This is a genomic window from Streptomyces sp. NPDC007929 (assembly GCF_042959065.1).
In the GTDB taxonomy this organism is placed as follows: domain Bacteria; phylum Actinomycetota; class Actinomycetes; order Streptomycetales; family Streptomycetaceae; genus Streptomyces.
Genome location: NZ_JBIBKD010000008.1, coordinates 1 through 20,271, shown reverse-complemented (window position 1 = coordinate 20,271; position 20,271 = coordinate 1). Strand labels below are relative to the sequence as shown.

Genomic DNA, 20,271 nt, shown 5'->3' with positions numbered 1-20,271 from the left:
AAATCTCCAAATAACCAAAGAACCCTCCGACTGCGAGTGTCAGCACAGCGACGGTGATCAGCGCAGGGTTCCTGGTCGGGAGTTTCGTTTCCACCAAGGCCTCACTCTCATTATGCGCTCGGCCGCGCATGAATGTCTTCCAAAATTTGATCACTGCGCGACCATCCAGAATTGAGCGCTTCGCGAATCAGGTTTCGTGTCCCGTCTTCCTGGAGATCTGAATTGTGCGCATTCATTGCGTCGATAGCCGACCACTGAGTCTGCTGCAGTGCGGATTCCTGGGCGCTATTGAGATCTTGGCCGGTCCGGTAGAGCGCGTCGTCCAGTGCGCCGTCGATTTCCTTCCCCTCCATGAGTCGGTCAACGGCCATTCCGGAAACTCCACCAAAGAACCCACCCGCCACTGCTCCGGTAAGGGCACCCGCTGGTGTGGCAGGAACTAGCGCAACCGCTCCGACACCGACGCCCGTGGAGAGTACCGTCTTGAAGAAGTCACCCTGCGTCTTGAGTGCGTCATTGTAGTCCTTCTCGGCCTCGACGGACGATTCGATATCAGCATCTGCTATCGAATGGCCGACAATTCCCTCGACGATTCCTGTGTTCTCGGCGACAGCGCGGATGGCGTCTGAAGTCTCGCCGTCGTAAAGTGACGGATCGGCGATGTGAGCCTCGAGAACACTGCTGGTGTAGATGTTCTCGCCGTAGATAATCGCCGCCCTTCCATTGTTATCTCTGGCCACCTCGTACAAGAACCGAGTGACGTCGCCCTTATTCAGGCCGTCAGGAGCTGCACTATCAGTGATGAAGATCGACTCTGCGCCCTTGCCGGCCATGGCGATGCTGATCTCAGGCATGTACGCAGCCGCCATGTGCCCGAAGCTCTCACCCATGCCTTTCGTCACGAGATCTGCGCCCCCGTCTGGCTGTGCGACCGCGTTCATGATGTTCCCCATGATCGCCACTTGTTTTTCGCTGTGAGGTAGAGCAACGGATGTTGCTTCACCCGCAGGTACGCCAGTCACCGCCGCTTCCAAGGCGTGGCCCAATGATGTGTCCCGGTCCGTGTACATGGTGGTGCCCAGCATGTGATCAAGGTCCGCCTTGGACTCGAACGCGTGCACCGCCGCCTCGGGATTGTGGGACAGACCCTCGAAAAGCCCTTCCAACGGATCTCGTCCGTTGCCGTCGCCGAAGACTAGGTCCAGCGAGTCGTGCCCCTTCACCCAAAGATCGTGAGTGCCGGCGTCCCCCGCTCCCTTGTCGGCCTTGAACAACTTCTCCCGGTAGGCGTCGAGGAACTCCGTGTCGTACGCGCCCTTGCGCATGAGGCTGCTGATGACCTGGGAGCCGAGGGCGCCGATAGGGTTGGGTGAGTTCGCGGCGACGAAGTTCGTGTTGCGCTCGGCGACAAGGTCTTTCTTCCAGTGCTCCATGGCGTCCGAGTCAGAGAAGGACGCCGTGGCCAGGGTCAGGCTGAGGTTCTGCTGCAAGCTCTTCATGGTCTCGATTTCCGAGCCCCTGGCGCCGGCATGGGCGGAAGCCATCTCGGTCCAGAACTGGAGCGTCCCCTTGGCCCCGAGGCTCTTCGCGAACTGCTCCGCGAACAGGGGGTCGGCCTTGTACTTCTCCATCATGCGATTGAAGTTGGCGATGTCAGTGAGGCTCATGTCGGATGGCTTCTTGGCCATCGCTGCCAGTTTTTCCGCGGCTGCGACAGCCTTGGCCGCGGAGTCGCGGTCTGAGTAGGAGGCGTCGCTGAATCCGTACTTCGCCTGGTCGACGAGGAGTCTCAGGGCCTTCGCGGCACTGTTGTCGCTTTGTGTCGCCTTGGTCAGGATGCCCTCGATCTCCTCGCGGAGGGCGTTCACTGCCTTCTGGTCCGCCGCTCCGGTCTTTCCGCTGGGGTCGGATGCCCAGTCGGGTCGGGTGTTCCCCGTGACAGTGAACGTGCCCTCGCCGGTGTCGATCACGGTCATGTTCTGTTGTGTACCGCGCGCGATGGCCTCGTTCAGCTGGGTGCGGTACCCGATGAGCTCACCACGGGTGTCGCTGAGGATCTTGGCGATGGAGTTGGCCTGAGTGTGAGCGTCGGCGAACTCGGCGGCTGTCTTGGTGATGAACTCGCGGCTGACGGAGGCGTTGACCCCCACCCAATCTGCCTTGTCAGCCTTGGACTTCAGGTTGCTCTCGGCGTCCTTCTGCAAGTCCGCCAGCTTCTTCGTCATCTGTTCCCAGTCGGTGATCGCTTCACCGAGCTTCGAGAAGTTGCCGTGACGAAGTGCGTCGAGGTCCATCGGATTCAGTGGCCCTTCCGGTCGTCGAAACCCTCGTCGAGCAACGCGATGCTGCTGACTGCGCCGGCGATGTAGGACTCGTCGGCAGCATGCTGATTCTTCGTGAACCGCAGGTGGTTGGAGATGTGGGCGCAGGCGTCCAGCAGGGTCTTCGTCTGCTGGCTCCAGCGCTCTGTCACATGCTCCAGCGCTCCCCCCAGCGCGAATCCCTCTCCCTTGAGCCCGCCAGCTGCCGCCTCGGAGGCCACGCGCGCGTGGCCGCTGTAGGCCGTGAAGTCCGTGAACAGGTCATGGGCCGCCTTACCGACCGCTGCGAGATCCTTCTGACTTGCTACGAGGTCTCCCTGGGTGCTGCTTCCCCCTTGGTCGGCCAGGTACTGGTTCAGCTGCAGCTTCGTTTTCGACTGCTGCTCCGCCGCCTCGGACTTCAGCTGTTCCCACTCATCCCACGCCATTAGCGTCCTTCCCCCGGGTGTCTTCGCCCGGCTGCTTCCCGGACGGTTGCGCTTCGCCCAACGCCTGGACGATCATGCGTTGGCAGCTAGCCAGACGTACTCAGAGGCTCCCTCCCCGTCCGAATCGCTACTCGCACCTGCACAAGCGCTTGAGATTGGTCCGCTCGTCTCATCCTCAAGCCCGCCCGAGTTGTCCGATGCGACCCATGCATGAACCATCACGGGGCCACACGATCATGCCGTGAGTGAGTGCGTCAGTAGAATTCGGCGATCTTCGTAGCCAGCTCCTGACGCTTCGTCCGCCTCCGAGACACCGAAACGGCGTGCCGGGAAGCGCCACCAGAGCACCTTCTGATCGACCAGGCCCATCACACCGAACCAGATGGCAAGCAGGAGCAGGACCATCTCCACCTCAATCATCAAAACAGCCCCTCCGCACTCAACCCAACCTGCACCAACGGCCTCCCCCTCCGCCGAGACACAAAGACCCCCCGCCCCGCAGGCATCGCCCGCGGCCGCACCCCGCCGAGCAGATCCCCCTCACCCGGATCGCCGGCCAGCACCACCCCCTGCGCGCCCAGCTCCTTCACGCGCTGCATGAACGCCTCGTAAGCCGCCCGCCCCGCACCCGCCGTCGACCGCGCGATGATGAACCGCACGCCCACATCACGGGCGAACGGCAGCAGCTCCGTCAGCCCGGCCAGCGGGTTGCCGCTGGACGTGGCCACGAGGTCGTAGTCGTCGATGACGACGTACACCGTGGGGCCGCGCCACCAGCTGCGGTCCCGCAGCTGCTGGGCGGTGACGTCCGCGGTCGGTGTGCGGCGCCTCATCAGGTCCGCCAGAGCGGTCATGTGGTGGTCCATGGCGTTGGACATGGGGATGTACTCGGCGAGATGGGACGACGGCGTCGCATCCAGCAGGGAGCGCCGGTTGTCGATGACGAACAGCTTGGCCTCGTCGCCCGAGTACCGCTGGGTCAGCTGCTGGATCAGCAGCCGCAGCAGGTTCGACTTGCCCGACTCGCTCTCGCCGAAGACGAGGAAGAACGGGTCCTGCTCGAAGTCCACGAAAACCGGTTCGAGGTTGTCCTCGTCGAGAGCGAAGGCGATACCGCGGCGTGGGAAGCGGTCGCCCGGAGGGAGCTGATCCGCGGGGAACTCACGCGGCAGCAGACGGACTTCGGGGGCGCCGGAAGCCTGCCAGTGCCGGGAGACCTCGGCGGCGAGCGCGGCCGTGGCGTCCGCCAGGTCCGTGTCGGACGTCAGACCGTCTATGCGCGGCACCGCCGCCATGAAATGCAGCTTCCGCGGCGCCTGTCCGCGGCCGGGCACTCCCGTCGGCACATTCGCGGCCACCTTGCGATCCAGTTCGGAGTCCATCGTGTCGCCGAGCCGCAGCTCCAGGCGGTTCATCAGATGGTCCTTGAGGTTGGCCCTGACCTCCATCGAGCGTGAGGCCGTGAGGATCAGATGGACGCCGTAACCGAGACCACGCGCCGCGATGTCGTGGATCACCTGGTCCATCGCCTCGTACTCCGCCCGGAAGTTGCCCCAGCCGTCGATGACCAGGAAGACATCACCCCACGGCTGATCCGTCACGGCGATGTCGCCACGGGCCCGCCGCGCCCGGAAGTCCGCGATCGAGGCGATGCCGGCGGAGCGGAAGAACTCCTCGCGACGGTTCAGCACGCCGTACACCTCGGCCACCGTGCGCCGCACCCGCTCCGGGTCGAGCCGCGAGGCGATCCCGCCCACGTGCGGCAGTCCGGCCACCGCCGCCATGCCGCCACCGCCGAAGTCGAGCCCGTAGAACTGCACCTCGTACGGCGTGTGCGTGAGCGCGAACGCCGAGATCAGGGTGCGCAGCAGCGTCGACTTGCCGGACTGCGGGCCTCCGATGATCTGCATATGGCCGTTCGCGCCGGAGAAGTCGACCCAGAGCGGGTCGCGGCGCTGCTCGTACGGCTTGTCCACCAGGCCCGCCGGTACGACCAGGGCGCCCGCGCCCTCGTAGCCGAGCTGTGTGAGGCCGCGGCCCTGCACCGCCGTAAGCCCGGGCAGCAGCCCGTCCAGGGACGGCGGGCTGTCCAGCGGCGGCAGCCACACCTGGTGTGCCGCCGGGCCCTGCGCCTCCAGCCGGCGCACGATCACGTCGAGCACGGTGTCGGCGAGCGCGTCGTCGACCTGCGGACCGTCCGCACCGGAGGGGCGTTGCCGCGGCACCGCCACGTACTGCACCGGCACCTCGGCCGCCGTGAACAGCACCGGCCGGCGGTCCACCGGCAGTGGGCCGCCATTCGCCGCCCGCTGCGCGCCCGAACGGTACACACCGGAGACGTACGCCGCCTTGAAGCGCACCATCTCGCCCGTACCGAACTTCATCAGACCGGAGCCCGGGACGTTCGGCAGCTCATAGGCGTCCGGTACGCCGATCGCCGCGCGCGACTCCGCGGCGGAGAAGGTGCGCAGTCCGACCCGGTACGACAGGTAGGTCTCCAGACCGCGCAGGCGGCCTTCTTCCAGACGCTGTGACGCCAGCAGCAGGTGCACACCGAGCGACCGGCCGATGCGGCCGATCTGCACGAACATCTCGATGAAGTCGGGCTTCGCCGTCAGCAGCTCACTGAACTCGTCGATGACCAGCACCAGCGACGGAATGGGCTGCAGGGCGGCACCGGCCGCGCGGGCCTTCTCGTAGTCATGGATGTTGGCGTAGTTGCCCGCGTCGCGCAGCATCTCCTGGCGGCGGTTGAGTTCGCCGCGGATGGAGTCGCCCATGCGGTCGACCAGGGTGAGGTCGTCCGCGAGGTTGGTGATGACGGCCGCCACGTGCGGCATCCGCGCCATCCCGGCGAAGGTCGCGCCGCCCTTGAAGTCCGCGAGGACGAAGTTCAGCGTCTCCGACGAATGGGTGACCGCGAGGCCCAGCACCAGCGTGCGCAGCAGCTCCGACTTGCCGGAGCCGGTGGCACCGACGCACAGCCCGTGCGGGCCCATGCCGTCCTGCGCGGCCTCCTTGAGGTCCAGCATCACGGGACGCCCGTCCTCGCCCACCCCGATCGGCACCCGCAGCCGCTCGGCAAGCGACCGCGGACGCCAGGTGCGCTGGGTGTCGACGGACGCCGCGTCGCCGAGGTTCAGCAGATCGGTGAACTCCAGGTTGGCGAGAAGTGGTTCGTCGTCGTCACCTCCGGAGGCCATCCGCAGCGGGGCCAGCTGCCGGGCGAGGGCTTCGGCGGACTCGTAGGACAGGACGTCGGGGGTCCCCTCGTAGACGACGCCGTGCCGCGACTCCAGGTGCAGCGCCTCGGGCCGTACGACGATGGAGAGCTCACCGCCGACCGTCGCCGGCTCGCCGGGAACGACTTCGACGACGGTGACGCCCTGGAGCCCTTCGGGGCCGGCCAGGACCGAGTCCGGCGGCAGGCTGAGGCCGTCGAGTACGACGACGATGTGGGGCTCGTCCGGCAGGGGCGCCGCGTTCGGGTGGAAGCGCGGCCGGCCGGTCAGCCGGGCGGCGAGGAGGTTCTCCAGCTCGCGGGTGTCGCTGTCGATCAGCCTGCGGCTGCCCGCTCCGTCCACGGCGCCGGGCGCCTGGACGTGCGGCAGCCACTTGGCCCACTCCCAGTGGGGGAGCGCCTCGCGTCCCGCCGCCACCACGATGAGCAGATCCTCCGGGGAGTGCAGTGCGGCCAGTGAGCCGGCGATGGCTCGGGCCGAGGACCGTACGGACTGCGGGTCGCCGCTGATCGTGACGTGGTGGAAGGCGCGCAACGAGACCGCCATCGGCAGGTCGTCCAGCGTGCTGTGGACGGCGAGGAAGCGCTGCATCGCTCCCGCGGTCAGCGGCTCCAGCTGCCCGACGGGGGCGGTTTCGGGGGCGACGAGGGCCCTGGCGAGGGCCTGCGCGCCGAGGCCGATGCGGACCTGCGCGAAGTCCTCGTCGCCGGAGCGCCGTTCCCACACCCGGCTGCCCTCGGCGACCAGGGCCCAGAGCTGTTCGGGGGAGGGGTGGAGGAAGTACTGCGCGTCACGCTGCGCCCGCGCCGTGTCGACGGCCGTGCGCCGGGTCTGCGCCAGGTAGTTCAGGTAGTCGCGGCGCAGGTCCGCCAACTCCCCCTGGGAGCCGCGGCGCCAGCGGATCACCATCGCGACGGACATGGCGATGGTCGAGGCAATCATGACCATGCCCATGATCCTCATGAACGGCTGTCCGCTCGTGAAGAAGAAGACCACCGAGCCACCCATGCCCAGCGTCGGCAGGAGTTGCATCAGCACGCTCTCGCGGTGGCCCCGCGGAAGCTCCGGCGGAGGCTGCAGAATGATGTCCTGCGTGGACACTTCGGACGGCAGCACCCGAGGGGGACGCTTCACGACGATGTGGCTCACTGGCTTCCATTCCCTCGACCAGCCCGAGAGTCCGTCCGCCGCCCCGTGTCAGGCGGACGCAGGCCGCCGCGTGATCCTACTGATCGTCACGGGCGCAAGGGCGATAGGGTGCCGGAAGTTGGCCTCGCCACAAGCCACTTGGGCCGAAATGCACGGGGCCTCGCGCCGGATCCCACCGACTGCGCCAGGCCCGGCGACCGGCACCGAGGGCTGTTCCCGCGCCTCGCCGCACGATCGGTCACAGGGGACCGGAAGACCGCGCGGGACTTCCGTACCGTGGGTAAAGATTCATCACTGAGGGGGAGCAGCAGGTGAGCATGACGGCCTCCACGGCGGCCACCGGAAGGGGACCCGGAACGGGAACTCCCGCCGGGGCAGGCACGGGTCACGGTTTCTGCCGTGTCACCATCGTCGCCCCCGACAGCCGGATCGACGTCGCGCTGCCCGACGACATCCCGGTCGCCGACCTGTATCCGGAGATCCTCACCCTCACCCGGCAGAGCCCCGCCGAGGGCGCGCCCGTCGGCTACCACCTGGTCCGCCGGGACGGCACCGTCCTCGACAGTGCCCGTTCCTTCGCCGCCCAGCGCATCCTCGACGGTGAACTCCTCGCGCTGCGCCCGTTCTCCGAGTCGCTGCCGCCCGCCGTCTTCGACGACGTCTCCGAGGCGGTCGCCTCCGCCGTCACCAGCGAGCGCACCTTGTGGAGCGGCGACCTGACGCGCGCGGCGGGTCTCGTCGGGGGAGGCGTCCTGCCTGTCCTGCTGGCCTTCGTGGCCTGGATGGGCGACCCGCTGCACGACATGAACAGCCTGCCGGGCATCCTCGCCGGCGTCACCGGTGTCCTCCTGGTCGTCCTGGCCTGCGTGCGCGCCCGGGTCTACGACGACCGGGCCTCGGCCATCGCCCTGGGCCTCGGCGCCCTCCCCAACGTCGGCGTGGCCGGCTCCGGTCTCCTGCCGCTCGCCGACGGACAGGGCATCGGCCGGCTCCAGTTCCTCCTCGCCTGCGCGGCGGTGCTGCTGGCCGCCATGCTGCTCACCCTGTTCTCGCCGAGCGGGGACAGCCCGTTCGTCGCGTTCCTCGTAGCCGCCGCCATCGGCTTGCTCGCCGTCTTCGCGGCGATCCTCGCCGACTGGACGCCTTCCGAGACCGCTGCCCTGTGCAGCCCGATCGCCGTGGGAGGCCTGGCCTTCCTGCCGGGGCTGTCGATGCGCTTCGCCCGGCTCCCGATCGGCTTCGACACCCCGAACGCGGCCCCGCGCAGCGCGTACGACACCGACCCCGCCCCCCAGGAGCCGGTCGACGCCGAGCGGGTCGCCGCCCAGGCACGGCGTGGACACGAACTCCTGGTCGGGCTGGTGGGCGGCTGCGCGCTGCTCGCGGTCGGTTCCTCGGCGGTCCTCGGGTTCTCCGAGAACGTCTGGGCCCAGCTCCTGGCCCTGGCGACCGGCCTGGCCATGCTGATGCGCGCCCACCTCTTCCGGTACACCGGCCAGGTGGCCCCCGTCCTGGCCGCCGGTCTCGCCTCTCTCGTACTGCTCGGCCTGGGGCTGGCACTAGATCCGCCGCAGTCGATCGTCCGCGACGCACTCACGGGCGACCGCAGCGACCTCGACATCCGGACCATCTGGCTCGTCGCGGCCATCGCCGCTGCGGCCGCGCTCGTCACGGCGATCGGTTTGATCGTCTCGCGCGGCGGCCTCACCCCGTTCTGGGGACGCTTCCTGGAGATCGCCGAGGGCTTTGTGCTGCTGACCTTGGTGCCACTGACTCTTGCGGTGTTCGACGTGTACGCGACAGTCCGCTCGATGACCGGCTGAGCCGCCCGCCCCTCCGTGTGCACCGGGTCGTCGGGACCTGCCCGACGACCCGGTGAGGCTCTCGGGCCGGCCCGTCACTCCGGGCCGAGCCCGTCGCCCCCCGCCCCCCGCTCAAGATCGAACTCCCCGTCCCGCGCCCCCAGCACGAACGCCCGCCACTCCGCCTCCGTGTAGCGCAGCACCGTGTCCGGGTCGAGCGACGACCGCATCGCCACGGCCCCCTCGGGCAGGTAGGCGATCTCGACGCGCTCCTCGTGGCTCTCGGTGCCCGGCGCGCTGTGCCACTCGACGCCGGAGATGTCGAGGGCGTACAGCTCGTCCCGCTCCCGCTCCTTGCGTGCCTTGATCTCCTCAGCCGTCTCCGCCATGCCGCAGCGACCCCTTCCCGACGTACGAACGATCCGAATCTGCTCACCCTAGTGGCCCCCTGCGCTCCGGCCGGGGGCTTCGGGGACCAGGGCAAAGAGGGGCCCCACCGCCTGGTACTCTGGTCGACGGCCGTTTGTGTACGCACCCCCGGAGCCCAGCGCTCTGGAGGCCGCGCCCAGCGGATCCCCGCCTCCCGAGTAACGGAAGCTCCCCCGAGACACAGACCGGGGGCACTCGGTGGCCCACCACAGACTACGAGGAGTACGCGTGCCGCTCGACGCCGCTACGAAGAAGCAGATCATCACCGAGTTCGGCCAGAAGGAGGGCGACACCGGCTCCCCCGAGGTCCAGGTCGCCATGCTCTCGCGCCGCATCTCGGACCTGACCGAGCACCTCAAGACCCACAAGCACGACCACCACTCCCGCCGTGGCCTGCTCATCCTGGTGGGTCAGCGTCGCCGCCTTCTCCAGTACCTGGCGAAGAAGGACATCCAGCGCTTCCGTGCGCTGGTCGACCGCCTCGGCATCCGCCGCGGTGCGGCGGGCGCCAAGTAAGACGCCGTGAGGGGAGCGGTTCCCGAAGGAAAGGGGACCGCTCCCTTTGCTGTACGTGCGGAGTGTCACCGCTGCTTTGTAGTGTGGTAGCACAACGCAATACGGACGACACAGCACAACAAGAAGAGGAGAGGCGCACCTAGCCGCCGCCGGTCCTCGGTAGTGGCCCCCGGGGGAAGCGAAACCCGGGTGCTTCGATCGAAGACCGGCCCGCACAGCCCGGAGCGCTTCTCCGCAACCGTCCCCCTGCCACACGGGCAGCGACGGGACGAAGACGAGGAGATAACGCTAGTGGAGAACGAGACCCACTACGCCGAGGCCGTCATCGACAACGGCGCCTTCGGCACCCGCACCATCCGCTTCGAGACGGGCCGCCTGGCCAAGCAGGCCGCCGGCTCCGCCGTGGCGTACCTGGACGACGACACCATGGTGCTGTCGGCCACCACCGCCTCCAAGAACCCCAAGGACCAGCTCGACTTCTTCCCCCTCACGGTGGACGTCGAGGAGCGGATGTACGCCGCCGGCAAGATCCCCGGCAGCTTCTTCCGCCGCGAGGGCCGTCCCTCCGAGGACGCGATCCTCACCTGCCGGCTGATCGACCGCCCGCTGCGCCCCTCCTTCAAGAAGGGCCTGCGCAACGAGATCCAGGTCGTCGCCACGATCATGGCGCTCAACCCCGACCACCTGTACGACGTCGTCGCGATCAACGCCGCTTCCGCGTCCACGCAGCTGGCCGGCCTGCCCTTCTCCGGCCCGATCGGCGGCGTCCGCGTCGCGCTGATCAGCGGCCAGTGGGTGGCCTTCCCGACGCACACCGAGCTCGAGGACGCCGCGTTCGACATGGTCGTCGCGGGCCGTGTCCTGGAGGACGGCGACGTCGCGATCATGATGGTCGAGGCCGAGGCCACCGAGAAGACCATCAAGCTGGTCGAGGGCGGCGCCGAGGCGCCGACCGAAGAGGTCGTCGCCGCCGGTCTGGAAGCCTCCAAGCCCTTCATCAAGGTGCTCTGCAAGGCCCAGTCCGACCTCGCCGCCAAGGCCGCCAAGCCCACCGGCGAGTTCCCGATCTTCCTGGACCACCAGGACGACGTGCTCGAGGCCCTCACCGCCGCCGTCAAGCCGGAGCTCGCCTCCGCGCTGACCATCGCCGGCAAGCAGGAGCGCGAGTCCGAGCTGGACCGCGTCAAGGCGCTCGCCGCCGAGAAGCTCCTGCCGGAGTTCGAGGGCCGCGAGAAGGAGATCTCCGCCGCGTACCGCTCGCTGACCAAGACCCTGGTCCGTGAGCGCGTCATCAAGGAGAAGAAGCGCATCGACGGCCGCGGTGTCACCGACATCCGCACCCTGGCCGCCGAGGTCGAGGCCATCCCGCGGGTCCACGGCTCCGCCGTGTTCGAGCGTGGCGAGACCCAGATCCTGGGCGTCACCACCCTCAACATGCTCCGCATGGAGCAGCAGCTGGACACGCTGTCGCCGGTGACGCGCAAGCGCTACATGCACAACTACAACTTCCCGCCCTACTCCACCGGTGAGACGGGCCGCGTCGGCTCCCCCAAGCGCCGCGAGATCGGCCACGGCGCCCTCGCCGAGCGCGCCCTGGTGCCGGTCCTGCCGACGCGCGAGGAGTTCCCCTACGCGATCCGCCAGGTCTCCGAGGCGCTGAGCTCCAACGGCTCGACGTCCATGGGCTCGGTCTGCGCCTCCACCATGTCGCTGCTGAACGCCGGTGTGCCGCTGAAGGCCCCCGTCGCCGGTATCGCCATGGGCCTGATCTCCCAGGAGATCGAGGGCGAGACGCACTACGTCACCCTCACCGACATCCTCGGTGCGGAGGACGCCTTCGGCGACATGGACTTCAAGGTCGCCGGCACGAAGGACTTCGTGACCGCCCTCCAGCTGGACACCAAGCTGGACGGCATCCCGGCCTCCGTCCTGGCCGCCGCCCTCAAGCAGGCCCGTGACGCCCGCCTCCACATCCTCGACGTGATGATGGAAGCGATCGACACCCCGGACGAGATGTCCCCCAACGCCCCGCGGATCATCACCGTCAAGATCCCCGTGGACAAGATCGGCGAGGTCATCGGCCCCAAGGGCAAGATGATCAACCAGATCCAGGAGGACACCGGCGCCGACATCACGATCGAGGACGACGGCACGATCTACATCGGCGCGGTCGACGGACCGTCCGCCGAGGCCGCCCGCACCACGATCAACGGCATCGCCAACCCGACCATGCCGGAGGTCGGCGAGCGCTACCTGGGCACGGTCGTCAAGACGACCACCTTCGGCGCGTTCGTCTCGCTGCTCCCGGGCAAGGACGGTCTGCTGCACATCTCGCAGATCCGCAAGCTCGCCGGCGGCAAGCGCGTGGAGAACGTCGAGGACGTCCTCGGTGTGGGCCACAAGGTCCAGGTCGAGATCGCCGAGATCGACTCCCGCGGCAAGCTCTCCCTGATCCCCGTGATCGAGGGCGAGGAAGGCTCGGACGAGAAGAAGGACGACGCCGACAAGTGACGTCCCAGCGCTCCAAGGCGACGGCCCGCACCTCTTCGGAGGCGCGGGCCGTCGCCCGTACCCAAACCCTCATCAAGGGCGAGAACGGCATCGGCACGGTCCGTAAGACCACCCTCCCCGGCGGCCTGCGCATCGTCACCGAAACCCTGCCCTCGGTCCGCTCCGCGACCTTCGGCATCTGGGCGCACGTCGGCTCCCGTGACGAGACCCCGGCCCTGAACGGCGCCACCCACTACCTGGAGCACCTGCTCTTCAAGGGCACCGGCCGCAGGTCCGCCCTGGACATCTCCGCCGCGCTCGACGCGGTCGGCGGCGAGATGAACGCGTTCACGGCGAAGGAGTACACGTGCTACTACGCACGCGTGCTCGACAACGACCTGCCGCTGGCCATCGACGTCGTCTGCGACATGCTGACCGGCTCACTCATCCGCGAGGACGACGTCAACGTCGAGCGGGGCGCCATCCTCGAAGAGATCGCCATGACCGAGGACGACCCGGGCGACTGCGTGCACGACCTGTTCGCGCACACGATGTTCGGCGACAACCCCCTCGGCCGCCCGGTCCTCGGCACGGTCGACACGGTCAACGCCCTCACCGCCGACCGCATCCGCCGCTTCTACAAGAAGCACTACGACCCGACCCACCTGGTCGTCGCCTGCGCCGGCAACATCGACCACGCCAAGGTCGTCCGGCAGGTCCGGTCCGCCTTCGAGAAGGCCGGGGCCTTCGGTGGCCTCACCGCCGAGCCGGTCGCCCCGCGCGGCGGCACCCGCGCCCTGCGCACCGCCGGCCGCGTCGAGCTGATCGACCGCAAGACCGAGCAGGCACACGTGGTGCTCGGCATGCCGGGCCTGGCCCGTACGGACGAGCGGCGCTGGGCCCTGGGCGTGCTGAACACCGCCCTCGGCGGCGGCATGTCCTCCCGCCTCTTCCAGGAGGTCCGCGAGAAGCGGGGCCTCGCCTACAGCGTGTACTCGTACACCTCGGGCTTCGCCGACTGCGGCCTGTTCGGCGTCTACGCCGGCTGCCGGCCCTCGCAGGTGCACGACGTGCTGAAGATCTGCCGCGACGAACTCGACCAGGTCGCCGAGCACGGTCTCTCGGACGACGAGATCGGCCGGGCCATCGGCCAGCTCCAGGGGTCCACGGTCCTCGGCCTGGAGGACACCGGCGCGCTGATGAACCGTATCGGCAAGAGCGAGCTGTGCTGGGGCGAGCAGATGTCCGTCGACGACATGCTGTCCCGGATAGCGTCGGTCACCCCGGACGACGTCCGCGAGGTCGCCCGCGAGATCCTGGGACGGCGGCCCTCCCTGTCGGTCATCGGCCCGCTGAAGGACAAACAGGCGGCCCGCCTGAACGACGCCGTCGCCTGACATTCCCCCTGGTGAAGGAAGCACAAGAGATGAGCAAGCTGCGCGTGGCGGTCCTCGGCGCCAAGGGCCGGATCGGCTCCGAAGCCGTACGGGCCGTCGAAGCCGCCGAGGACATGGAACTGGTCGCCGCCCTCGGCCGGGGCGACACGCTTCAGACGCTGACCGAATCCGGCGCCCAGGTCGCGGTCGAACTGACCACGCCCGACTCGGTCATGGCCAACCTCGAGTTCTGCCTCGGCCACGGCATCCACGCGGTGGTCGGCACCACCGGCTGGACCGACGAGCGCCTCGCACAGCTGAACGGCTGGCTCTCCGCCGCACCGGAGACGGGCGTGCTCATCGCGCCGAACTTCTCCATCGGGGCCGTCCTGAACATGAAGTTCGCGCAGATCGCGGCCCCGTACTTCGAGTCGGTGGAAGTCATCGAGCTCCACCACCCGAAGAAGGTCGACGCCCCGTCCGGCACCGCCACGCGCACCGCCCAGCTCATCGCCTCAGCCCGTGCCCAGGCGGACGCCGCCCCGGCACCGGACGCCACGGAGACGGCCCTGGACGGCGCACGAGGCGCGGACGTCGACGGCGTCCCCGTGCACTCCGTCCGCCTGCGCGGCCTGCTGGCCCACCAGGAGGTCCTGCTGGGCGGCGAGGGCGAGACGCTGACCATCCGGCACGACTCGCTCCACCACAGCAGCTTCATGCCGGGCATCCTGCTCGGCGCCCGCCGCGTGGTGAGCACCCCGGGCCTGACATTCGGCCTGGAACACTTCCTGGACCTGAACTGAGCCCCTGACCGTCATGCGCGCGAAGCTCACCTACGCCGTCACCGCCGCCGTCCTGGTCGTCTACTTCGTCCTGGTCGGCAGCCGTGGCGTCCTGCTCATCGAGACCGGCACACCCCTCACCGTCACCTTCGGTGTCGCCGTGCTGATCCTGCCGGTCATCGGCCTGTGGTTCCTGTGGAAGAACACCCAGTTCGCCCGCAAGGCGGGCCAACTCGCCGCCGAACTCGACGCCGAGGGCGGGCTGCCCGTCGACGAACTGCGGCGCACCCCCAGCGGCCGCATCGACCGCGACTCCGCCGACGAGGTCTTCGCCAAACGCAAGGCCGAGACCGAGGACGCCCCCGACGACTGGCGCACCTGGTTCCGCCTCGCCGTCGCCTACCACGACGCCCGCGACACCCCGCGCGCCCGCAAGGCGATGCAGCACGCGATCGCCCTGCACGACGGCAAGCAGCCCGAAGCGGCCTGAACCGCGGCCCGCTCATGCCGGTGGGGCCGGACCGTCGACACGGTCCGGCCCCACCGGCATGAATGCGAGAACGTCAGCGCGGGCCGTACTCCTCGGCCCACGCCTCCACCGAGTCCGCGGCCCGGTCGAAAGCCACCGCGCGGCCCAGGAAGTCCGCGTTGTGCGTCGTCATCAACGGCGTCGGGGTGGCTGCGTCCTGACCCCGGCGGCCCAGCAGCAGCGCCTGCCCCTGCACCGTCCGGGGCAGGTTCAGCCAGCGCACCGGCTGCTGCGCCGTACGCACCGAGACGACCTGCTCCCAGGGCGCCGTGCGCGTTGTGAGGAACCCCACGTGCCGCAGCCCGCGCGCGCTGACCCACACGCCCATCCGCAGCAGCCGCAGCGCCGCGGCGATGACGAGCAGCGCGAGCGCGAACACCACGGCGGCCGAGGCCAGTTCGGCCGTCACTGCGATGATGACGGCCGCGAACAGCACGAACGAGGCGAGCAGCAGCGCGAGCGCCGCGACGCCCACCCGCCAGGGCCCGGGCCGGTACGGCCGCCGCCAGCGGTCACGGTCGTCGTGGGGCAGCGGAACGTCGTCCGCCGCCTCGAAAACGCGGTCGGCCGTCAGGAAGGGCAGGGGCACGGCTGGTCCTCACTCGATCCATGCGTGGGCTGTGCCCGGTGAGGCTACCGATCTGTGTGCCCGGTCACCACTGGCGGGGGGCCGGATGGAGTCACCGCCGCGGCGGTGTGGTTCAGCGCCCCTCGGACGCCTGCGACTGCTGAGGCTGATCAGCCGTCTTGCCGGGCGTCAGCGCGGGCGTCCCGATGACCAGGGAGCCCACGAGCCCCGCCACGATGGTGAGCCCCAGCAGCCAGCGGCCGGCCATCTGACCGACGGAGGACCGCTCGCGCGGCGGGGGAGTGACATTGCTGCGGAACCTGTCGGCCTCGGCGACGAAGGCAAACGGTACGGGTTCACGCCGACCGAACATCAGGGGTACGTCTCCTTCAAGGGGGATACGGATCACTTTCGTCTGTAGAGACGAACGAACTCCCTCAGAGGTGCCCTGTTTCACCGACTTCATTGCGGCACGCCACCGATCGCACTGAAATGGCCGGGCCGTAGAGTGGCGTCGCCACATGACGAGATGGGAAGGCCCTGCCAACCGTGACCGACACCCCCGCCGACGACCTCAAGCCCAGCTACCGCAGCGACGTCACCGTCGAGCTGGTCAAGCACACCGCGTCCGACGCGGACGTCCTCTTCGCCGCCCGTGTCTCGACCCTCGGCGAGCAGTCCCTGGACGAGCTGAAGAAGGACCCCGAGCGTTCCAAGGGCCTGATCAACTACCTGATGCGGGACCGGCACGGCAGCCCCTTCGAGCACAACTCGATGACCTTCCTCATCAGCGCCCCGATCTTCGTCTTCCGCGAGTTCATGCGGCACCGCGTCGGCTGGTCGTACAACGAGGAGAGCGGCCGCTACCGTGAGCTCCAGCCCGTCTTCTACGTCCCCGACGCGTCCCGCAAGCTGGTCCAGGAAGGCCGCCCGGGCAAGTACGTCTTCGTCGAGGGCACCCAGGCCCAGCAGGAGCTGACCGGCCGCGTCATGGAGGACTCCTACCGGCAGGCGTACGAGGCCTACCAGGAGATGCTCGCCGCCGGCGTCGCCCGCGAGGTGGCCCGCGCCGTCCTCCCGGTCGGTCTGTACTCCTCGATGTACGCCACCTGTAACGCCCGCTCGCTGATGCACTTCCTCGGTCTGCGCACCCAGCACGAGCTGGCGAAGGTCCCGTCCTTCCCGCAGCGCGAGATCGAGATGGTCGGCGAGAAGATGGAGGCCGAGTGGTCCCGGCTCATGCCGCTCACCTACGCGGCCTTCAACGGCAACGGACGCGTGGCGCCGTAACGCGACCCAGGTCACTCGGTCAGGTACAGATGTACGGTTCAGCCGTGCGAAGTATCCGTATTGCGGCATTTGGAGAAGTTCATCTAGCCTGATCAAACGGGTCCGGCACTGCTTGAACCCCCGAGCAGGCAGTGCCGGGCTCCACCTTTGTCACGACTTGTCGTCTGCCCCGCAGGCAGACCCGGTCCTGAGCAACGAGTAGCGTGTAACCCATGGCTCCGACCTCGACTCCGCAGACCCCCTTCGGGCGGGTCCTCACCGCCATGGTCACGCCCTTCACGGCGGACGGCGCACTCGACCTCGACGGCGCGCAGCGGCTCGCCGCCCACCTGGTGGACGCAGGCAACGACGGCCTGGTCATCAACGGCACCACCGGCGAGTCCCCGACCACCAGCGACGCGGAGAAAGCGGATCTCGTACGGGCGGTCCTGGAGGCGGTCGGCGACCGTGCCCACGTGGTCGCCGGAGTCGGCACCAACGACACCCACCACAGCATGGAGCTCGCCCGGGCGGCGGAGCGCACCGGCGCACACGGCCTGCTCGTCGTGACCCCGTACTACAACAAGCCTCCGCAAGAAGGCCTCTACCGGCACTTCACCGCCATCGCCGACACCACCGGCCTCCCGGTGATGCTCTACGACATCCCCGGCCGCAGCGGCGTACCGATCAACACCGAGACGCTCGTCCGCCTCGCCGAGCACCCCCGGATCGTCGCCAACAAGGACGCCAAGGGCGACCTCGGCCGCGCCAGCTGGGCCATCGCCCGCTCCGGCCTCGCCTGGTACTCCGGCGACGACATGCTGAACCTGCCCCTGCTCTCGGTCGGCGCGGTCGGCTTCGTCTCGGTCGTCGGCCACGTCGTCACCCCCGAGCTGCGCGCCCTGGTCGAGGCGTACACCTCGGGCGACGTCCAGAAGGCCACCGAGATCCATCAGCGACTGCTCGCCGTCTACACGGGTATGTTCCGCACACAGGGCGTCATGACGACCAAGGCGGCGCTCGCCCTCCAGGGGCTGCCCGCCGGACCCCTGCGAGCCCCCATGGTCGAGTGTGCGCCCGAGGAGATCGAGCAACTCAAGATCGATCTTGCCGCGGGCGGGGTACAGCTCTGACATCAGACTTCGCGCGGACCCCCGCGCACCTGCTTCACAACTGAATAAGCGGGCCACCGGTGCCCGCGCACCCCACACAGACAACTGCTTCTGCACGAACGTCACGCGCGCCACGTGCCCCACCGGTACGTGGCGTGCGTGGTGAGGAGAGTCTTTTGAGTCATCCGCATCCCGAACTCCGCACGCCCCCGCCGCTCCCCGAAGGCGGCCTGCGCGTCACCCCGCTCGGCGGCCTCGGCGAGATCGGCCGCAACATGACGGTCTTCGAATTCGGCGGCCGCCTTCTCATCGTCGACTGCGGCGTGCTCTTCCCCGAGGAGGAGCAGCCCGGCATCGACCTGATCCTGCCGGACTTCTCGTCCATCCGGGACCGCCTCGACGACATCGAGGGCATCGTGCTCACCCACGGGCACGAGGACCACATCGGCGGTGTCCCCTTCCTCCTGCGCGAGAAGCCGGACATCCCGCTGATCGGCTCCAAGCTGACCCTCGCCCTCATCGAGGCCAAGCTCCAGGAGCACCGCATCCGTCCCTACACCCTCGAGGTGGCGGAGGGGCACCGTGAGCGCATCGGTCCCTTCGACTGCGAGTTCATCGCCGTCAACCACTCCATCCCGGACGCGCTGGCCGTGGCCATCCGCACGCCCGCGGGCATGGCGGTCCACACCGGCGACTTCAAGATGGACCAGCTCCCGCTGGACAGCCGCCTCACGGACCTGCACGCGTTCGCACGTCTGAGCGAGGAGGGCATCGACCTCCTCCTCTCGGACTCGACCAACGCCGAGGTGCCGGGCTTCGTCCCGCCGGAGCGGGAGATCTCCAACGTCCTGCGGCAGGTCTTCGCCGGCGCCCGCAAGCGCATCATCGTCGCGAGCTTCGCCAGCCACGTGCACCGCATCCAGCAGATCCTGGACGCGGCCCACGAGTACGGCCGCCGCGTCGCCTTCGTCGGCCGCTCCATGGTCCGCAACATGGGCATCGCGCGGGACCTGGGCTATCTGAAGGTCCCCCCGGGCCTCGTCGTGGACGTCAAGACGCTCGACGACCTTCCCGACAGCGAGGTCGTCCTGGTCTGCACGGGCTCCCAGGGTGAACCCATGGCGGCCCTGTCCCGCATGGCCAACCGCGACCACCAGATCCGCATCGTCCAGGGCGACACGGTGATCCTCGCGTCGTCCCTGATCCCGGGCAACGAGAACGCGGTCTACCGCGTGATCAACGGCCTCACCCGCTGGGGCGCCAACGTGGTCCACAAGGGCAACGCCAAGGTCCACGTCTCCGGCCACGCCTCCGCGGGCGAGCTGCTGTACTTCTACAACATCTGCCGCCCGAAGAACCTGATGCCGGTGCACGGCGAATGGCGCCACCTGCGGGCCAACGCCGAGCTGGGCGCCCTGACCGGCGTCCCGCACGACCGCATCGTCATCGCCGAGGACGGTGTCGCCGTCGACCTCGTCGAGGGCAAGGCGAAGATCTCCGGCAAGGTCCAGGCGGGCTACGTCTACGTCGACGGCCTCTCGGTGGGTGACGTGGGTGAGCCGGCCTTGAAGGACCGCAAGATCCTCGGCGACGAAGGCATCATCTCGGTCTTCGTGGTCATCGACTCGTCCACCGGCAAGATCACCGGCGGCCCGCACATCCAGGCCCGCGGTTCGGGCATCGAGGACTCCGCCTTCGGCGACGTGGCCCCCAGGATCACGGAAGTACTCGAACGCTCCGCCCAGGACGGTGTGGTCGAACCCCACCAGCTCCAGCAGCTCATCCGCCGCACGCTGGGCAAGTGGGTCTCGGACTCCTACCGGCGCCGTCCGATGATCCTGCCCGTGGTGGTGGAGGTCTGACGGTCCGTCGGGCCTGAGCAAGCGCCAACTGGGAGCGGGGCGCCTCGATTTGCATCGAGGCGCCCCGCTCCAGTAGGTTTACAACTCCTCCCGACGGGGCACCCGGGCCGACTCAGGCACCAGGAACCATGCCCGGCCGGGGAGGGAAATCCGACTCAGAACTTCTGATAAAGTCGGAACCGCCGGAAAGGGAAACGCGAAAGCGGGAACTTGGAAAGCACCGAGGAAATCGGATCGGAAAGATCTGATAGAGTCGGAAACGCAAGACCGAAGGGAAGCCCGGAGGAAAGCCCGAGAGGGCGAGTACAAAGGAAGCGACCGTTCCTTGAGAACTCAACAGCGTGCCAAAAGTCAACGCCAGATATGTTGATACCCCGTCCATCGGAAACATTCTGA

General features: G+C 68.5%; 17 protein-coding genes. 9 read left to right on the top strand and 8 right to left on the bottom strand.

What is annotated here, in order from left to right; translation table 11 throughout:
• Positions 1 to 110: 110 nt before the first annotated feature.
• The 4 genes from ACFZDE_RS26215 to eccCa form a co-directional block, all read right to left on the bottom strand.
• Entirely contained in the window at positions 111 to 2,294 is a 2,184-nt protein-coding gene (locus tag ACFZDE_RS26215; RefSeq protein ID WP_391203766.1) for a hypothetical protein, read from the bottom strand.
• Positions 2,295 to 2,299: 5 nt separating this feature from the next.
• The gene (locus ACFZDE_RS26210) at positions 2,300 to 2,749 is read right to left on the bottom strand and encodes a hypothetical protein (RefSeq protein WP_391203763.1); all 450 of its coding nucleotides are present in this window, start codon (positions 2,747 to 2,749) and stop codon (positions 2,300 to 2,302) included.
• A 234-nt stretch (positions 2,750 to 2,983) separates the two neighbouring features.
• Positions 2,984 to 3,169 (bottom strand): hypothetical protein, encoded by a 186-nt coding sequence (locus tag ACFZDE_RS26205; RefSeq protein ID WP_391203760.1) that lies wholly within the window; start codon positions 3,167 to 3,169, stop codon positions 2,984 to 2,986.
• Complete coding sequence (eccCa, locus tag ACFZDE_RS26200; protein ID WP_391203757.1) at positions 3,169 to 7,140, bottom strand: type VII secretion protein EccCa; 3,972 nt, start codon at positions 7,138 to 7,140, stop codon at positions 3,169 to 3,171. Before eccCa ends, ACFZDE_RS26205 begins: the two co-directional genes overlap by 1 nt.
• Positions 7,141 to 7,457: 317 nt before the next feature.
• Here eccCa and eccD point away from each other — a divergent pair, with 317 nt between their 5' ends.
• Positions 7,458 to 8,963: a type VII secretion integral membrane protein EccD gene (gene eccD / locus ACFZDE_RS26195; RefSeq protein ID WP_391204430.1), complete on the top strand. Its 1,506-nt coding sequence runs from the start codon at positions 7,458 to 7,460 to the stop codon at positions 8,961 to 8,963.
• Positions 8,964 to 9,037: 74 nt separating this feature from the next.
• Here the strand turns inward: eccD and ACFZDE_RS26190 are convergent, their stop codons facing one another.
• On the bottom strand, positions 9,038 to 9,331 hold the full coding sequence (locus tag ACFZDE_RS26190; protein WP_391005844.1) for a DUF397 domain-containing protein: 294 nt from the start codon (positions 9,329 to 9,331) through the stop codon (positions 9,038 to 9,040).
• A gap of 268 nt (positions 9,332 to 9,599) precedes the next feature.
• Here ACFZDE_RS26190 and rpsO point away from each other — a divergent pair, with 268 nt between their 5' ends.
• The 5 genes from rpsO to ACFZDE_RS26165 all read left to right on the top strand — a co-directional run bounded on the left by rpsO (position 9,600) and on the right by ACFZDE_RS26165 (position 15,025).
• On the top strand, positions 9,600 to 9,887 hold the full coding sequence (gene rpsO, locus ACFZDE_RS26185; RefSeq protein ID WP_003993372.1) for a 30S ribosomal protein S15: 288 nt from the start codon (positions 9,600 to 9,602) through the stop codon (positions 9,885 to 9,887).
• A gap of 291 nt (positions 9,888 to 10,178) precedes the next feature.
• Positions 10,179 to 12,398 carry a polyribonucleotide nucleotidyltransferase gene (locus ACFZDE_RS26180; RefSeq protein WP_391203753.1) on the top strand — a complete coding sequence of 740 codons (2,220 nt, stop codon included), beginning with the start codon at positions 10,179 to 10,181 and terminating at the stop codon, positions 12,396 to 12,398.
• Entirely contained in the window at positions 12,395 to 13,774 is a 1,380-nt protein-coding gene (locus ACFZDE_RS26175; RefSeq protein WP_391203750.1) for an insulinase family protein, read from the top strand. Before ACFZDE_RS26180 ends, ACFZDE_RS26175 begins: the two co-directional genes overlap by 4 nt.
• 29 nt (positions 13,775 to 13,803) lie before the next feature.
• Complete coding sequence (gene dapB / locus ACFZDE_RS26170) at positions 13,804 to 14,556, top strand: 4-hydroxy-tetrahydrodipicolinate reductase (protein WP_391203747.1); 753 nt, start codon at positions 13,804 to 13,806, stop codon at positions 14,554 to 14,556.
• 13 nt (positions 14,557 to 14,569) lie between these two features.
• Positions 14,570 to 15,025 (top strand): hypothetical protein, encoded by a 456-nt coding sequence (locus tag ACFZDE_RS26165; RefSeq protein WP_391203743.1) that lies wholly within the window; start codon positions 14,570 to 14,572, stop codon positions 15,023 to 15,025.
• 73 nt (positions 15,026 to 15,098) lie between these two features.
• Here the strand turns inward: ACFZDE_RS26165 and ACFZDE_RS26160 are convergent, their stop codons facing one another.
• Both ACFZDE_RS26160 and ACFZDE_RS26155 read right to left on the bottom strand, forming a co-directional pair.
• Positions 15,099 to 15,653 (bottom strand): hypothetical protein, encoded by a 555-nt coding sequence (locus ACFZDE_RS26160; protein WP_391203740.1) that lies wholly within the window; start codon positions 15,651 to 15,653, stop codon positions 15,099 to 15,101.
• A 112-nt stretch (positions 15,654 to 15,765) separates the two neighbouring features.
• Positions 15,766 to 16,005 carry a hypothetical protein gene (locus ACFZDE_RS26155; protein WP_391005863.1) on the bottom strand — a complete coding sequence of 80 codons (240 nt, stop codon included), beginning with the start codon at positions 16,003 to 16,005 and terminating at the stop codon, positions 15,766 to 15,768.
• Between the two features lie 176 nt (positions 16,006 to 16,181).
• Here ACFZDE_RS26155 and thyX point away from each other — a divergent pair, with 176 nt between their 5' ends.
• From thyX to ACFZDE_RS26140, 3 genes are all read left to right on the top strand, one after another.
• The gene (gene thyX / locus ACFZDE_RS26150; protein WP_391005866.1) at positions 16,182 to 16,922 is read left to right on the top strand and encodes an FAD-dependent thymidylate synthase; all 741 of its coding nucleotides are present in this window, start codon (positions 16,182 to 16,184) and stop codon (positions 16,920 to 16,922) included.
• A gap of 212 nt (positions 16,923 to 17,134) precedes the next feature.
• Positions 17,135 to 18,034: a 4-hydroxy-tetrahydrodipicolinate synthase gene (dapA, locus tag ACFZDE_RS26145; protein WP_391005869.1), complete on the top strand. Its 900-nt coding sequence runs from the start codon at positions 17,135 to 17,137 to the stop codon at positions 18,032 to 18,034.
• Positions 18,035 to 18,189: 155 nt separating this feature from the next.
• Positions 18,190 to 19,875 carry an RNase J family beta-CASP ribonuclease gene (locus ACFZDE_RS26140; RefSeq protein ID WP_391005872.1) on the top strand — a complete coding sequence of 562 codons (1,686 nt, stop codon included), beginning with the start codon at positions 18,190 to 18,192 and terminating at the stop codon, positions 19,873 to 19,875.
• A gap of 112 nt (positions 19,876 to 19,987) precedes the next feature.
• Here the strand turns inward: ACFZDE_RS26140 and ACFZDE_RS26135 are convergent.
• The coding region (locus ACFZDE_RS26135; RefSeq protein ID WP_391203737.1) for a hypothetical protein at positions 19,988 to 20,271 on the bottom strand (284 nt) is incomplete at its 5' end.